Source organism: Planotetraspora sp. A-T 1434 (assembly GCF_025420585.1).
Classification (GTDB): domain Bacteria; phylum Actinomycetota; class Actinomycetes; order Streptosporangiales; family Streptosporangiaceae; genus JAOEGB01.
This window is the reverse complement of the sequence record NZ_JAOEGB010000030.1, coordinates 80,524-93,981: the sequence shown is the minus strand read 5'-3', so window position 1 is coordinate 93,981 and position 13,458 is coordinate 80,524. Positions and strand designations below refer to the sequence as shown.

The 13,458-nt window shown below is 67.2% G+C and carries 14 protein-coding genes; 11 read left to right on the top strand and 3 right to left on the bottom strand.

Going from position 1 to position 13,458, the window contains the following annotated elements; genetic code table 11:
• Positions 1-218: 218 nt before the first annotated feature.
• Positions 219-575: a BlaI/MecI/CopY family transcriptional regulator gene (locus N5079_RS30305; protein ID WP_261587583.1), complete on the top strand. Its 357-nt coding sequence runs from the start codon at positions 219-221 to the stop codon at positions 573-575.
• The gene (locus tag N5079_RS30300; RefSeq protein WP_261587582.1) at positions 572-1,519 is read left to right on the top strand and encodes a M56 family metallopeptidase; all 948 of its coding nucleotides are present in this window, start codon (positions 572-574) and stop codon (positions 1,517-1,519) included. Before N5079_RS30305 ends, N5079_RS30300 begins: the two co-directional genes overlap by 4 nt.
• 197 nt (positions 1,520-1,716) lie before the next feature.
• On the opposite strand, the gene N5079_RS30295 is transcribed toward N5079_RS30300, so the two are convergent.
• Positions 1,717-2,193 (bottom strand): hypothetical protein, encoded by a 477-nt coding sequence (locus N5079_RS30295; RefSeq protein ID WP_410007844.1) that lies wholly within the window; start codon positions 2,191-2,193, stop codon positions 1,717-1,719.
• Positions 2,194-2,616: 423 nt separating this feature from the next.
• Here N5079_RS30295 and N5079_RS30290 point away from each other — a divergent pair, with 423 nt between their 5' ends.
• The 7 genes from N5079_RS30290 (at position 2,617) to N5079_RS30260 (ending at position 10,133) form a co-directional block, all read left to right on the top strand.
• The gene (locus tag N5079_RS30290; RefSeq protein ID WP_261587581.1) at positions 2,617-3,534 is read left to right on the top strand and encodes an SH3 domain-containing protein; all 918 of its coding nucleotides are present in this window, start codon (positions 2,617-2,619) and stop codon (positions 3,532-3,534) included.
• Between the two features lie 1,004 nt (positions 3,535-4,538).
• Positions 4,539-5,153, top strand: a complete 615-nt coding sequence (locus tag N5079_RS30285) for a DivIVA domain-containing protein (RefSeq protein ID WP_261587580.1) — start codon at positions 4,539-4,541, stop codon at positions 5,151-5,153.
• A 174-nt stretch (positions 5,154-5,327) separates the two neighbouring features.
• On the top strand, positions 5,328-6,527 hold the full coding sequence (locus N5079_RS30280; RefSeq protein ID WP_261587579.1) for a hypothetical protein: 1,200 nt from the start codon (positions 5,328-5,330) through the stop codon (positions 6,525-6,527).
• A gap of 99 nt (positions 6,528-6,626) precedes the next feature.
• Positions 6,627-7,778, top strand: coding sequence for a cation diffusion facilitator family transporter (locus tag N5079_RS30275; RefSeq protein WP_261587578.1), 1,152 nt, complete (start codon positions 6,627-6,629; stop codon positions 7,776-7,778).
• Positions 7,779-7,963: 185 nt separating this feature from the next.
• Complete coding sequence (locus N5079_RS30270; protein WP_261587577.1) at positions 7,964-8,692, top strand: transporter substrate-binding domain-containing protein; 729 nt, start codon at positions 7,964-7,966, stop codon at positions 8,690-8,692.
• A complete protein-coding gene (locus tag N5079_RS30265; protein ID WP_261587576.1) occupies positions 8,692-9,339 on the top strand; it encodes an amino acid ABC transporter permease in 648 nt (215 codons plus the stop codon). Before N5079_RS30270 ends, N5079_RS30265 begins: the two co-directional genes overlap by 1 nt.
• Positions 9,336-10,133: an amino acid ABC transporter ATP-binding protein gene (locus tag N5079_RS30260; protein ID WP_315967898.1), complete on the top strand. Its 798-nt coding sequence runs from the start codon at positions 9,336-9,338 to the stop codon at positions 10,131-10,133. The genes N5079_RS30265 and N5079_RS30260 overlap by 4 nt, the downstream gene beginning before the upstream one ends.
• Before the next feature lie 92 nt (positions 10,134-10,225).
• Here N5079_RS30260 and N5079_RS30255 read toward each other — a convergent pair whose 3' ends face one another.
• Together N5079_RS30255 and N5079_RS30250 are read right to left on the bottom strand one after the other, a co-directional pair.
• Positions 10,226-11,287: a cation diffusion facilitator family transporter gene (locus N5079_RS30255; protein WP_261587575.1), complete on the bottom strand. Its 1,062-nt coding sequence runs from the start codon at positions 11,285-11,287 to the stop codon at positions 10,226-10,228.
• Positions 11,280-11,687, bottom strand: coding sequence for an ArsR/SmtB family transcription factor (locus N5079_RS30250; RefSeq protein ID WP_261587574.1), 408 nt, complete (start codon positions 11,685-11,687; stop codon positions 11,280-11,282). The genes N5079_RS30255 and N5079_RS30250 overlap by 8 nt, the downstream gene beginning before the upstream one ends.
• Before the next feature lie 341 nt (positions 11,688-12,028).
• Here N5079_RS30250 and N5079_RS30245 point away from each other — a divergent pair, with 341 nt between their 5' ends.
• Both N5079_RS30245 and N5079_RS30240 read left to right on the top strand, forming a co-directional pair.
• Positions 12,029-12,640, top strand: coding sequence for a DUF3105 domain-containing protein (locus tag N5079_RS30245; protein WP_261587573.1), 612 nt, complete (start codon positions 12,029-12,031; stop codon positions 12,638-12,640).
• Positions 12,637-13,251: a DUF305 domain-containing protein gene (locus N5079_RS30240; protein WP_261587572.1), complete on the top strand. Its 615-nt coding sequence runs from the start codon at positions 12,637-12,639 to the stop codon at positions 13,249-13,251. The genes N5079_RS30245 and N5079_RS30240 overlap by 4 nt, the downstream gene beginning before the upstream one ends.
• Positions 13,252-13,458: the final 207 nt, after the last annotated feature.

Genomic DNA, 13,458 nt, shown 5'->3' with positions numbered 1-13,458 from the left:
GCGCGCTACCTGAGTGGATCTTGATGCTCCTCGCTGTGGCTGCACTCGCAGCGTCGCTCTTCCAAAGACCGGGGAGAGCGGATACGGAGGGCTGACGCTCTGGCAGGGACAAGCGAACCGAAGGGCACAGTAACCTGACGACTTGTCTTGTCCAGAAGGGGTGCGTTTACCTTCTACTGTCGATACAGCGTTGTCAGGGCGGCAGAGAGGCGGGACAGGTGCGACTCGGCAACCTGGAGCGATCGATCATGGAGGCCCTGTGGAGCCACCCGGAGGGGATGTTCGCTCAGGACCTGGCCAACAGTCTTCCCTCCCGGCCCGCGGCCACAACGGTGCTGACCGTCCTGGTACGGCTCTCCCGGAAGGGTCTGGTCTCGAGGGAGCGGCAGGGGCGAGCGCACCTGTACAAGGCCAGCGCAGGTAAGGACGCTTTCGTGGCCGAGACCATGCGCGCGGCCCTCGACGAGGCCGGTGATCTCGAGGCTGCCGTCAGCCGGTTCGTCGGCACGGCTTCCCCGGAGGTGGCCGCAGCACTCCGCGAGGCGCTCAATGGGCGAGACGAGGCTCCTCGGTGAGCCTGTGGCTGATCGCGGCAGGCGTCGCGCTGGTGCCCGTTGTGTTCGGAGGTCGGGTCTCTGCGCAGCTGGCCGCGGCGCAGTGGACCCGCCGATGCCCCAAAGCCGCCTTGGTGCTATGGCAGGCAATCGGCCTGGCCGGCGGACTCGGAGCGGTGGGGGTGGGGCTCGTCGCCTCGGTTGCGCCGTTGGCCGCAGTCTTCCCCCACGGGATGCACACCCTCGTCGGCCAGGTTGTTGATGGGCACGGGCTGACCGGACTCGGCCCGGCCCAGCTCGTCGCCCTCGCGTGGTCACTGGGCGTGCTGGCATGGCTGCTCGCGCACACCATCCGGGTGACTGTGAAGACGATCGCGGAGCAGCGACGGCAACGTCTGCTGGTCGACGTCGTGGCCGATCATGCCCCCGACCACGACGCCCACGTACTGCCTACTGCGGAACGCATCGCCTACTGCATTCCCGGGCGACGAGCCCGTATCGTGCTCAGCCAAGGAACGCTTGACCTGCTGAACAAGCAGGAGTTGCTGGCCGTCCTCGGCCACGAACGAGCGCACGCCCGGGGCAGGCACGATCTGATCCTGCTGCCGTTCATCGCTCTGGCCGAGGCCTTTCCCTGGCTGGCGGCAGCACGGACCGCTCGGCAGGTCGTTCCCGTCCTGCTGGAGATGCTCGCGGACGACCAGGCCCGCCAGGTGCATGGGGAGCTTCCGCTGGCTCGCGCCCTGGTGCGGATGGCCATACCGCTGACAGGCTCCTCCGAAGCCGGAGTGCTCGCTCTGGCCGACACCGGAGTCGTTCATCGTCTGGAACGGCTTCTCCGCAGTGCGGAGGATCGGCCGGGGTGGACCCCCGCCGTCGCCTACTCGATCGCCAGTCTGCTCCTCAGCGGCCCCGTGGCCGTGCTGGTCGCACCGTTGCTGTGCGTCGTCATCTGGCCTGTATGACTCGGCCGGCGCTCGCCCGGTGCGTCTGATGCCGTTGTCGGTGGAATCCGCGCCGCCGAATGTTTCGAGACCAACCGCCTGTCCGGGGGCCGTGGACGCTGCACCAGCTGCGCCGACTCCGCGCTGACGCGCGCCGCCGAAGACGTCGCCAACAGCTCCACTCTGCTGGCCTACTCCGACCACACCTCCCTCGCCCGCTAGGCCCGCCTCTCACCCGAAAGAAGGCGCGGGCCCGCTGGCAGGAAGGCCGTGCCGCCCGCCGCCGTTGAGGTTGCGGTCCTCATCGTCCGGGGGTTCGGGTGAGCGCCGGCGAACACCTGCGCGCCGGGCCCGACCTCGACCGGGACCGACTCGCCGGTCACCACGGAGGTGTCCAGCGCGCTGCGACCAGCGGCGACCACGCCGTCCGTGGCGATCTTCTGCCCGGGCCGCACCAGCAGCACATCCCCCACACGCAGCTCAGCGGGAGCCACCTCGGTCTCGCCGCTCTCCCGCAGGGTGGTCGCGGTGGGCGGGACCAGGCTCAGCAGGGCAGTCAGCCCATGCCGGGTACGGGCGACCGCGTAGCCTTCCAGCCCCTCGGCGACGGAGAACAAGAACGCCAGCGTGGCGGCCTCATTGATCTCCCCGAGGGCCACCGCGCCCGCTGCGGCGCCCTGGCCACCTCGGCCCACGATGACGGCATAAGGACGGCCGTCAGAAGCAGAACGCCGGACACGGCGGCTGCTTGCACTTCGCCGACCTGCCACACCGCGACGGGGGCGGCCGGTCCCCCATCGCCGGTGGCCGTGGCGGGGGCCCAGGTGGGGGTGTCTGTCCCGCAGCACGCATCAGCCATGGCCTGCCGTGGGGGTCGGCGCAGCGCGCGATCGCCTTCTCGAGGCATCGCCCGTCAATACGGGCATCGCGCCGGTTCCTGCCCGTTCACCCGTCATGGTTCTCAGGCCCCAAATTTTACTTGCATAGTTGCTCACTTGTGTGATGATTCAGTAATCGGGCAGTAACTCAAGGTAAGCATCGCCGGTCGATCCCGAGATCCGAGCGACCCGCCGGGCACCCAGCCAGGCACGGGCGATGCCTACGAAGGGAGAACCATCGTGACGATCGCCAAGCGGATCACCCCCGCGCTGACCGTCTGCGCCGCCGCCGGTTGGCTCGCGGTCATCGCCCCACCGGCGCAGGCAACCACCCACACCGCCACCCGGCCTCTCGCCCAGCCTGCCGGTCCGGCCACCCGCGTCGCCGGAGCGCCCGGTCGGACCGCCCGCACCTGCTCCTACCGCCTCGCCCGCGTGCGTGCGGGCAGCTTCCTGAACGTGCGCAACGGCCCCGGGCTGCGGCACCGGCCGATCGGGCACCTGCGGGCCGCCGCCGGGGCCATCTCCGGATCCTGCACCGCCCGACACGGCTGGATCGCCGTCAGAACCGCCACCGGCAGGAAGGGCTGGGCCTCGGCGTACTACCTGCGCCGCCGCACCCACCACCAGCCCGGTACCGCCGCCGGTCGCGGCTCCTCGGCCCGACGGCCGCGGCTGGACTGCTCCTACCGGCTGGCGCACGTGCGTGCGGGCAGCTTCCTGAACGTGCGCAACGGCCCCGGGCTGCGGCACCGGCCGATCGGGCACCTGCGGGCCGCCGCCGGGGCCATCTCCGGATCCTGCACCGCCCGACACGGCTGGATCGCCGTCAGGACCGCCACCGGCAGGAAGGGCTGGGCCTCGGCGTACTACCTGCGCCGCCGCACTCACCACCAGGCCGCGCGCCGCCCCGCCGCTCCGGCCATTCCCCCGGCGTTTCCCGCCCGGGGGTGCAGCTACCACTGGCAGGGGGTGCAACCCTCGAGCGTGGTGACGCTGCGCCAGGGGCCCGGCACCCGCTACCGGCCTTCTGGTTACCTGCGGGCGGACAACGGGCGACTGGCCGGCTCCTGCACCGCCACCGACGGCTGGATCGCCGTCAAGTCCGCCACCGGCCCATCCGGCTGGGCTCCCGGCCACTACTTGCGGAAGGTGTGACCAGGAGGTCACCCCAGACGCCTGTGACCCGGCCGCGATGGGACCCGGCCGTCGTCACCACCAGCGCACCTCCCGCCCCCGGGGAAACCTCCGCTCTCCCAGGGGGCGGGACCGCCCTCCCGCGGCGTAATCGACCCGTGGTCAACAGCGGCCGCATTTCAGTACCCCAGCCATCGTCCGCCGACCGTCACCTGACTTCAGACACGCAAAGGAACCTTCTTTCACTTATTCACGGCCAGGCGGCCACATCGGCATGCGGAAATTCCCGTTTCTCAATGGTGGGGCGTGAACACAAAGCTTTGCCGAACCCCGTGTTTCACGCCCCGGCCGGTGAGAGATAAACGTAAACGGCAAGTAAAGCCGACGCGCACTCCCAGGAGGGTTTTTATGGCACCCGACCCCGCCACCCCCGCCTCGTCATGCACCGACACCAACTGCTGCACCGACGGCCAGGTCGACCAGCACGAAAGCCACGAGCACGGTGACCACCACAGTGATCAGCACGGTCATCCTGGTGACTGCCACCCCGACCACGGCCAGCCGCCGCGGCGCTGATAGCGCAGAAGCAACGCCAATGGCTTCCGGGATCGGCGATTGTCCCGGAAGCCCGCCCCAACCGACGTCCATTCACATAGCGCTCGAATAACGAGTACGCCGGGATGAGCGTATTACCGGCAAGGTGAAACGTCCTCCCGCCTGCCACGCATAAGATCACTGCCACCTCGTACCGTAACCACTTCCCCTTTGACTCGAAACCCGCTCAACCGAGACCCTGGTTGAGACGGTTTCCCATATATCACTTACACGTTCCTTCATATCCAGAAAAGGGGTGCCATGTCGTCCGATTTGACGGGCGTCTTGGGAACCCTGAATCCAGGTAACGAATGAAAGGCTCGGTGATGTAGGCCATGGGCGATGAGCACGGACACGGACACGGACACGGACACGGACATGACACGGAGGTCCTCGAAGGCGATCCCGTACCCTTCAGCAGCCGCGATGGGGTGTCCACGCTTCTCACCCCTGGCGACGTGCGCAATCAGGTGTTCACCGTGGTGCGTCTGCGGGAGGGCTACGACCTAACTGAGGTGGACGGCTTCCTGGGGCGGGTCGAGTCGGCTTTGAGCAGGCTGCTGCGGGAGAACGAGGAGTTGAGGTCGCGGCTGAACACGGCGGCCTGTGCCGCGCTGGAGGCTCTTCCACCGCCGGGTGAGAGGGCGGCACGCATCGTCCAAGTCGCGGAGGAAGCGGCGGACCGCATCCTCGCCACGGCTCGTACAGAGGCCGACACGATCGTCGCGCGGGCCCGGGAACGCGCCGAAGATCTCGGGCGGGGCACCATGGAGCGAATCCTGGAACTGCAGCGTCAGGCGCAGAAGACTCGGCAAGAGGTCATGGAACGCCGACTGCAGGATCTGCAGGCACTGGTCGCGGACTTCGACAGCGTGCTGCGGCAATCCTTCCGCGACAACACGGATCAGATGCTCAGGCTGCTCGACGAGCTGGAAGACCCCGGTCAGGCAGCGCAGCCGCATCCCCCGCGTCCCGATGCGGCCCGAAGCGCCGGTAGCTGCGACCACTCCGTTGACGCCAACGCCATCGACGTGGCTGCAGGCTGACCTGCTCTGATGTCCTGGCTGCCCAGCCTCCCAGCAGGAGGCCTGCGGGCGGCAACTCTCCCCGTCACACATCGTGGGACGACCGTCCTTGCCACGCATCACGAGCCGAAAGGGCACCCCCTGTTCGCTACGTGATGTCGTGCGCCCGCCCAACGGATCTCAGGAGCTGCACAAATGCCACTGACAGATTTGCCAGGGGCTGTCGGAGCCGCGCTGGAGCGGCAACCAGCCGGGCAGGAGGCGTGGGCCGCCGTCCTGCTGGTCTGCGTCTCGACTCTCGCAGGAGCATGGCTGGCCCGGCGGAATTCCCAACGCGTGACCCTATGGCTCGCGATCGCCTCGGCGATGATGCTGGTCACGGCTCTCGTCGACCTGCTTCCCGACGCCTGGCGCGACGCGGCCGAAAGCGGCACACCGCTCTGGATGGTGGCGCTGGCGGCCGTCTTCGGTTTCACCGTGATCACCTATTTCACCCGCAAGGGATGCGCCTGTCCTCATGACGAGGACCAGGCTCGCGCCGGCATGCACGCACCCGGTCTGCACCGGCGTGTGAAGGAGGTTGTCGGTGCAGCACTATACGGCGGAATGGGAACAGCAGCGGCTCTGACATTGCATCGGGCGATCGAAGGAGCAACGCTCGCACTGACCGTCTCCGTTGTGATCATTCTTGCTCTGACGGTGCACTCCGCCAGCGAAGGGCTGGCGCTGGCCGCTCTGCTCGAGATGGCGAAGCAGCGGTTGGCTCCGTGGTTGGTGGTGGCCTGTCTCAGCCCCGCGGTGGGTGTGCTCACCGCCACCCTTCGGCCGCTGCCTCAGCAGTGGGTGCCGGTCCTGCTCGGGATGGTCATCGGCGTCCTGTCGCGGACCGCGATCGTCGGCATGAGGCTCGCCGGAAGCCGACAGCAGAACGGCCGGCTCTCCAAACGCCATCTCGCGATCGCTGCGACTGTTTCCGTAACGGCCGGCGCCCTTCTGGCCTTGTCTCACGGGTTGCATGAGGAGGAAGGCGGCCAGACAGCGGAGCAGCCCGGCAGGGCCATGGCAGCCAGTGCTATGTCCGCCGGACGTGTGGATCACGCTGCCACCGTTTACCTCAGCAGACGTTCTGCCATGTCCGCGGCACCCCTCGCTCGACCGCGGACCCAGGCAGACCTCCGGGAGGCGGTCGCCTCCGGCCGAATGTCGCTTGCGCAGGTGCTCGATCGGGAGGACTCGGTGGCGAAGCACATGCTCGTCGCACGCCTCCTTCGTGCCCTTCCTGGTCATGACCGCTCACGTACCGCGGCGCTCATGGCGGCGAGCGGCATCGACGAAAGAGCCCACGTAGGCGACCTGAGCGAGTGGCAGCGCCGCAGCCTGCTCAGGGCCCTTTGACGCTGATGCCTACCGCAATGGCGTTAGGGAGCCCGTGCCGTCGAATCATCACGTGCGCTTACAGGACCAACCGGAACTGGGATCAGGAGGCGTTTCATCATGGCAGTTCCGCATCACCCGGCACCCGATCAAATGGCCGATCATGATAACCAACACGGGCTGGGCCACCGCCATGGCCACGGCCACGGCCATCACGAAGAGCTACATCATGAGCATGATCCGACCCGGAAAACCGAACCGACGTCGGCGGAACGACGCGGACATGCGCTGAGTCGCGGTCCCACGGGTGGCTCCCACCACGGGCACGGGCATGGCCACGCTGTTTCGGCGAACGCGGACAAACGGCTCCTGATCGCCGCCCTGGCGCTTCTCGTCGCGTTCATGGTGGGCGAACTGGTCGTCGGGCTTGTCGCGCGGTCCCTGGCGCTGATCTCCGATGCCGGGCACATGCTCACCGACGCCGCCTCGATCGCCTTCGCCCTGGTGGCGATGGCGCTGGCCGCCCGCCCACCACGCGGCGGGTTCACCTACGGGTTCAAGCGGGCCGAGATCCTGTCGGCGCAGCTCAACGGTGCGACGCTGCTGGTGCTGGCAGGCCTCTTCTTCTACGAGGCGATCCGGCGCCTCATCGTCCCGCCTGATGTCGAAGGCGGCCTCGTGCTGGTCACCGCACTGGTCGGCATCGTGATCAACCTCGCGGCCACCTGGCTGCTCAGCAAGGCGGATCGAAGCAGCCTGAATGTGGAGGGGGCTTTCCAGCACATCCTCAACGACCTGTTCGCGTTCATCGCCACCGCCGTGGCAGGGCTGATCGTTCTCGTGACGGGGTTCGCCCGGGCGGATGCGATCGCCACGCTGATCGTCGCCGCACTGATGCTCAAAGCCGGGTACGGCCTCATCCGCGAGACCGGGCGGATCTTCCTCCAGGCGGCTCCTGCCGGGCTCATCCCGGCGGAGATCGGCGCGAGGTTGGCCACCCAACCGGATGTTGCTGAGGTGCACGACCTGCACATCTGGGAACTCACTTCCGGTGACCTGACGCTGTCGGCGCACGTCTTCGTCCAACTGCCGGCGGACTGCGGGGCGGTACGACGTCGGCTGCAGGAACTGCTCGCCGGCTCCTATGGCATCACCCACGCCACGCTGCAGGTCGATCAGACGTCCCGGTCGGCCACGGATGCCATCGACTGTGTCGATCCCCGTCACTGCGCCGACCCGCACGGTTCTCACTACCTCTCCCCGAACGGCTGACCATGCGTAGCGTGTACGGCCAAGGCCGTGACAGACAGCGCCGGAGGACCCGGACGACCGGCGGAATCCGCCGGAAGGCCGTCGGGTCCGTGTGTCTCCTGGTCTCGCTGCCGCTTGCCGTGGCGTGCTCGGGAGCGGGCACCGAGGACGTCCTGGCACGCACTCGCGCGACCGGGTCTTTGCGCGTGGCACTGACTCAGGCCAATCCGCCGTGGAGCTTCCTCGACGACGCGGGACAGCCGGCCGGATACGACGTGGACGTCGCCAAGGACCTCGCGAAGCGGCTGGGGATACCCCGTGTGGACTTCATCGGCTCCGACTACGCGAGCTTCATCGGAGGCATCCAGGCGGACAGGTTCGACATCGTGGTGTCCGCGCAGACCATCACGAGCAAGCGCGACGAGCAGGTCGACTTCTCTCGCCCCTACGCGGTCAACGACGTCGCCGTCTTCGTCCGCACGGGCACCACCGGCATCGCTACGCCGAGGGACCTGGCCGGTAAGAAGATCGCCGTTTCCGAGGGCACCACGGAGGCCGAGTTCGTGCGTGCCTCCATTCCAGGGGCGGACGTCAGGATCTACAAGAACGCGATGCTGGGCCTGACGGACCTGTCACAAGGCCGCGCCGACGCAGCCTTGGTCTCCCGGTTCCAGGGCACCTACCTCGCCGCGAAGAAAGCACTCCCAGTCCAGGCGGCCATCCCGGTGCTGCACCGGGAGGTTCTCGGCATGTCCTTCCGCGAGCGATCCCCACGGTTCAAAGACGCAGTGGACAAAGCGATCAACGGGATGATCGCGGACGCCACCCTCTCGGCCATCTCACGCCGCTGGTTCAGCGGCACGGACATGGCGGCCGCCGTACGCGGCCTGCCGGCAGCTCAGGCCACCCGCCCACCAGCGGAAAGGAGATCTTGATGGATTTTCTCGCTCTGCAGACGCCCGCCCTGCTCCAAGGGCTGGCCGTTACGCTCTTGCTCGGCCTCGTGTCCTTCGTCCTCGGTTCCGGCCTCGGCACCCTCATCGCGCTGGCCAGGATCTCCACGTTCCTGCCACTCAGGCTCGCGGCCATCGCCTACGTCTCGGTCTTCCGAGGCACCCCCCTCCTCATTCAGATCATGCTGGTCTACTTCGGACTGCCCCAACTCGGGGTCAGGATCCCGCCCATCCCCGCCGCGATCCTCACCTTCACCCTCTACTCCGCGGCGTACCTCAGCGAGAACTTCCGCGGCGGCATCCTGGCCGTCGACAAGGGGCAATGGGAGGCTGCGAACTCGATGGGCATGACCTACCAGCGCATACTCGCGCGGATCATCTTCCCCCAGGCGATCCGGACCGCCCTGCCCGCGATCGGCAACAGGTTCATCGCCCTGATGAAGGACACCTCCCTCGCCTCTGTCATCACGGTCGTCGAGCTCACACGCGTGGCCGAAAGCGCGGGCAGTTCCTCGTTCCGCTACATAGAGGCCTTCGTGATCGCCGCGATCGGCTACTGGCTCATCAACACCGCCCTGTCCCTCGGACAGGCGGCCCTGGAACGGCGCATGGGAAGGGCATACGCATGATGGACAGGCTCACGATCGACGCGCACGGGCTCCACAAGCGATTCGGCGACCTCCAGGTGCTCAAGAGCGTGGACCTTACGATCCGAAGCGGCGAGGTCGTCGTCATCATGGGCCCGTCAGGCTCCGGCAAGACAACGCTGCTGCGCTGCCTGAACCTTCTGGAGCAGCCCGACGCCGGCACCGTCACCGTCCGCGGCAGGACCGTCGACTGTTCCGTACGGGGCTCCGGCCGAGGCCAGGCGGGGCTGGTACGCGACATCCGCATCCGCACGGCCATGGTGTTCCAGCACTACAACCTCTTCCCTCATATGACGGTCCTGCAGAACGTGGTCGAGGGGCCGCTGTCCGTACGACGCCTGCCGCGACCTTATGCCCTGGAGGTGGGAGAGCGGTTGCTGGAACGCGTCGGCCTCATCGACAAGCGAGACGAGTACCCCGCAAAGCTCTCAGGAGGCCAGAAGCAGCGAGTCGCCATCGCCAGGGCGCTGGCCATGGACCCAGAGGTCGTCCTGCTCGACGAACCGACCTCTTCTCTCGACCCCGAACTGAGGGCCGAAGTGCTGCAGGTCCTGAAGGACCTGGCCAGGAGGGGCATGACCATGGTGATCGTCACACACGAGATCGCTTTCGCCCGCGAGGTCGCCGACCGCATCCTGTTCATGGACAACGGCTACATCCTCGAAGAGCAGGCCCCACAGACCTTCTTCAGCAATCCCGCCAGCACCCGCGTCAGGTCCTTCCTCCGACTGATGTCCGGGACGGAGTCACAACCGGAAATCGAAGCAACCGGATAACCCCGTATGACCCGTCCCGACTGTCCGAGTAAGCAAGGTTTCGGACCTGCGCAAGAACGAACTCTTCACAGGAAAGGCCTCCTCATTGGTCCTCATAGGGGCCGCGGAGCGGTGGAGTCGCCTCCTGTAGTCGGGTCCGGCGCGGCGCTGCCGGCGTGCGCGGGGCCGTGCGCGTCGGCACAGTGCGGTTCGATGACGCTGTGCGGTTCGATGACGCTGTTCGGTTCGGCCGCCTCGGGCGCCGGTTCGCCGATGGTCAAGAGCTTCGGTGGGGCGTGGTCGACCTGCAGGGTGGTGTGGGCGATGCCGTACTCGTCGTGGACCATGCGCTGGGCTGCCTGTCGTACGGCGTGGCAGTCGGCGCCGGGGATGACCAGGATGTGCGCGGACATCGCGGGGTAGCCGCTGGTGACCTCCCAGATGTGCAGGTCGTGTACTTCGACGACGTGTTCCAGGGCGGCGGTCTTGCGGCCGATCTCGGCGGGGTTCATCCCGGCGGGGGCGGCTTCCATGAAGATCCGGCCGGACTCGCGCACCAGGCCCCAGCCGGCCCTGAGCATCAGAGCGGCCACGACCAGCGCGGCCAGAGCGTCGGCCCGGGCCCAGCCGGTGAGCCAGACGACCGCTCCGGCTGCGGTGGTGGTGATGAAGGCGAACAGGTCGTTGAGGATGTGCTGGAAGGCGCCCTCGACGTTCAGGCTGGCGCGGTTGGCCCTGCTCAGCAGCCAGGTCGCGGCCAGATTGACCGCGATCCCGGCGATGCCGGTGGCCACGACGTAGACGCCGTCGACCTCCGGGGGCGCGATCAGGCGGCGGACGCCCTCGGAGACGAAGTAGACGCTGAGCAGCAGCAGGGTGATGCCGTTGAACTGGGCGCTGATGATCTCGGCGCGTTTGAGGCCGTACGTGAATCCACCCTGGGGAGGGCGGGCGGCGATCCGCATCGCCACGATCGCCAACGCGATCGCGATGGCGTCGGTGAGCATGTGCCCGGCGTCAGAGACCAGGGCCAGGGAGTGCGCGATGACACCGATCACGACCTCGACCGCCATGAAGGCGAGGATGAGCACCAGGGCCCCGGTCAGCAGACGCCGGTCGGCCTCGGCATTGACCGCGTGCCCGTGCCCATGTCCGTGCTCATGGCCCTTACTCATCATCTCGGCCCTGCGCGCCGTGCCGCATGTGGGTGATCGCGAGGTCGAACAGCATCCGTACGTGCGAGTCCGCGAGGCGGTAGTACGCCATCCTTCCCGAACGGCGCACCTTCACCACGTTGTGGACGCGCAGCAGGCGCAGGGCGTGGGACGCGGCGGACATGCTGTGGCCGGTCGCCGCAGCGAGATCGCACACGCACATCTCGCCACCTTCCAGCAGCGCCGCGATCAGCCGCAACCGCCCGGGATCGGCCAGGAGCCCGAAGATCTGCGCCAGATCCTCCACCATCTCCTGGGCCGGCATCGCCCGCCGGACACTCTCCACACGGTCCGCATCGACGACAGGCAGCGAGCAGGAGTCGGCCGAGGCGATAGGCGTTACATTTGCGCCACTGTTCACGTATGAGAGCATAACGAGACGATCTCATCTGTCAACGCTTTCGATGCCAGGACACGTGCGCAGGCGTGAGGGCTCGCCTGTAGCGTGTCCGGTTCACTGCGACAGAGCCGATAGGCGAGAACCCGCTTCCGAGTCGGGTGATCTCGGAAGCGGGGACGTCTTTCGGAGAGGAGTCCTGCCTCAGTGGGCGGAGTGGCAGCAGGGTCCCCGGTCGTCCTCATCCCTCGCGCCTTGTTACGCGTTCACCGTCTGAGGCACCTGAAACCGGCTTTACCGCCGCCATATTCTACCTTGTGTAGAAGTTCTACGCGTCGTAGAAGAGAAGCGATAGGAGAAGCCCGATGAGCAGTGCGGAGCAGGCGACCAGGAGGGAGCGCCTCTCACAACTGCAGGCCCGGCAGCGGGGGTCTGAGCGGTTGCGGAAGGTCACTTTGATCGGCACATCGACCCTTCTGGTGAGCGGGATCGCCGTAGCGGGTGGAGTCTTGTTCCTCAAGGAGAGGAACAAGACATCGCTCGACGCCGTCCGCACCTACGCCATCAAGGACCGTGATCACACGACCGAGGCCGTCACTTACCCGCAATCCCCACCGGTCGGCGGTGACCACGACCCGACCTGGATCAATTGCGGCATCTACGACCAACCAGTCCGCGCGGAGAACGTGGTGCACGCACAGGAGCACGGCGCCGTCTGGATCACACACTCGCCTGATCTCGCAAAGGGAGACTTGCAGAAACTCCGCAATCTCGTCGCCGGCCAGGAGTATGTGGTCCTCTCCCCGTTCGCCGGCCAGAGGTCCGCAGTCGTCGCAAGCGCATGGGGCAAGCAACTGACGCTGGACGGTACGGACGACCCCAGACTCGCGCGTTTCATCCGTGCCCATGTGAAGAGCCCTCAAGCTCCCGAGCCGGGCGCGCCCTGCGATGGGGGAACGGGAGAGCCCGTCGCATGACCTTGATCAGACGTCTGGGACCGCGGGCCCTGGCCGTCACCGCCCTCGCCGTCGTAGTGGTTGTCCTGGCCGGAGCGGCCCTCAATCGTCGGGCTCCGGCCGACGACTCACCCGAGGCCGGATTCGCCAGGGACATGCAGACCCACCACGCACAGGCGGTAAGCATGGCGATGATCGTGCGCGACCGCACCACGGATGCGGAGGTACGGACTCTCGCCTATGACATCGCGCTCACCCAGCAGCAGCAGATCGGCCAGATGTTCGCCTGGCTCGACATGTGGGGACTGTCGCAGACCTCCCTTGCTCCTCCGATGACATGGACGCAGCAGGGACACCGCTCCATGGGTCACACAACAGCCGCCCCGATGCCGGGAATGGCAACCTCCAGCCAACTTAAGCAGTTGGAGGGGGCCCAGGGTCGTGCGGCGGAGGCGAGGTTCCTCCGCCTGATGATCGCGCATCACAAGGGTGGCGTGGACATGGCGCGTGCCGCCCTGCGGCTCAGCGGCGACGAGCGCGTTCGACGGCTGGCAGAGGCGATCGTCGCAGCTCAAGAAGGGGAAATCTCGTTGATGGAACGGATGCTGTCGACGAAGGAAGCTTCAGGGTGAACCGCACGCTGGGATTGTGACCACTGCTGCGGGACGTCCCAGACTTGGGGACAAGAGATGGAGGAGGCAGTCGCCGTCCGCCTCATTTCTCCGCTCGTTTCTTCCTGCCTCCCGCCAGCAGGAAGACGGCGAGCGCCAGCACGACGACTCCGGCGACGATCAGCCAGACATTGGTAGAGGACGTGCCGGCCGTCGAAGCTGCTGATT